This is a genomic window from Escherichia sp. MOD1-EC5950 (assembly GCF_002965345.1).
Lineage (GTDB): Bacteria > Pseudomonadota > Gammaproteobacteria > Enterobacterales > Enterobacteriaceae > Escherichia > Escherichia marmotae.
In genome coordinates this window covers 1-910 of sequence record NZ_PTSR01000108.1, presented here as the reverse complement: position 1 = coordinate 910, position 910 = coordinate 1, and the positions used below count along the sequence as shown (strand labels likewise).

The window sequence follows — 910 nt, the reverse complement described above, 5'->3', positions numbered from 1 at the left end:
GGTCTGTTTCTGGCAACGCCCTGATGCCATAAAAGGTGCCATAACCGGAACCATGCTGGCACTGTATCTGCCGTTCAGTACTGCCAGTTATGGCTGGCAGGGACTGGTGATGCTGCTGGCAGCTGTATCCGTCTGGCAGGTGCCGGAGCAGTACCAGGGGCGGTTATTTTTACTGTGGCTGTGCTCTGTTGTATGGCTGAACAGTGCAAACGGTGCCGTCCCCGTGCTGGCCGGTATGGGCATGACACTGCTGGTATTGTGTCTTGTGCATGAGTATGTACCTGCATCATCAAAGCGCCTGCAGATAAGCCGGTGGTTTGCAGAAGGTTATGCCCTGCATCTGCTGATTATTGCCGGGATGGTTAACGGACTGCAGGTGCATGCTTAACATACCGTGATGAAATATGGCATAAAAGGCTGAAGCAACGCCAGCGGCAGAATATAACGACAGGTATTCGCAAATGACAGAGCAGAAACGACCGGTACTGACACTGAAGCGGAAAACAGAGGGAACAACACCTGTCCGCAGCCGGAAAACCATCATCAATGTCACCACGCCACCAAAATGGAAGGTGAAAAAGCAGAAGCTGGCCGAGAAAGCGGCCCGGGAAGCAGAGCTGGCGGCTAAAAAGGCGCAGGCCAGACAGGCGCTGTCCATTTATCTGAACCTGCCCACGCCGGATGAGGCCGTGAACACCCTGAAGCCCTGGTGGCCGGGATTATTTGACGGTGACACCCCCCGGCTTCTGGCCTGCGGTATCCGTGACGTGTTACTGGAAGACGTATCGCGGCGGAATATCCCGCTCTCGCATAAAAAACTGCGCAGGGCGCTGAAGGCCATTACCCGTTCAGAAAGCTATCTTGGCGCAATGAAAGCCGGTGCCTGCCGGTATGACACGGAAGGGTATGT

General features: G+C 54.9%; 2 protein-coding genes. Both read left to right on the top strand.

Features of this window, described 5'->3' with window-relative positions:
• On the top strand, nt 1-388 hold a 388-nt coding region (locus tag BEA93_RS24510), incomplete at its 5' end, for a TraX family protein (RefSeq protein WP_272897482.1).
• Nucleotides 389-461: 73 nt separating this feature from the next.
• Nucleotides 462-910, top strand: a 449-nt coding sequence (locus BEA93_RS24505; RefSeq protein WP_105267694.1) for a fertility inhibition protein FinO, incomplete at its 3' end; no start/stop codon positions are given.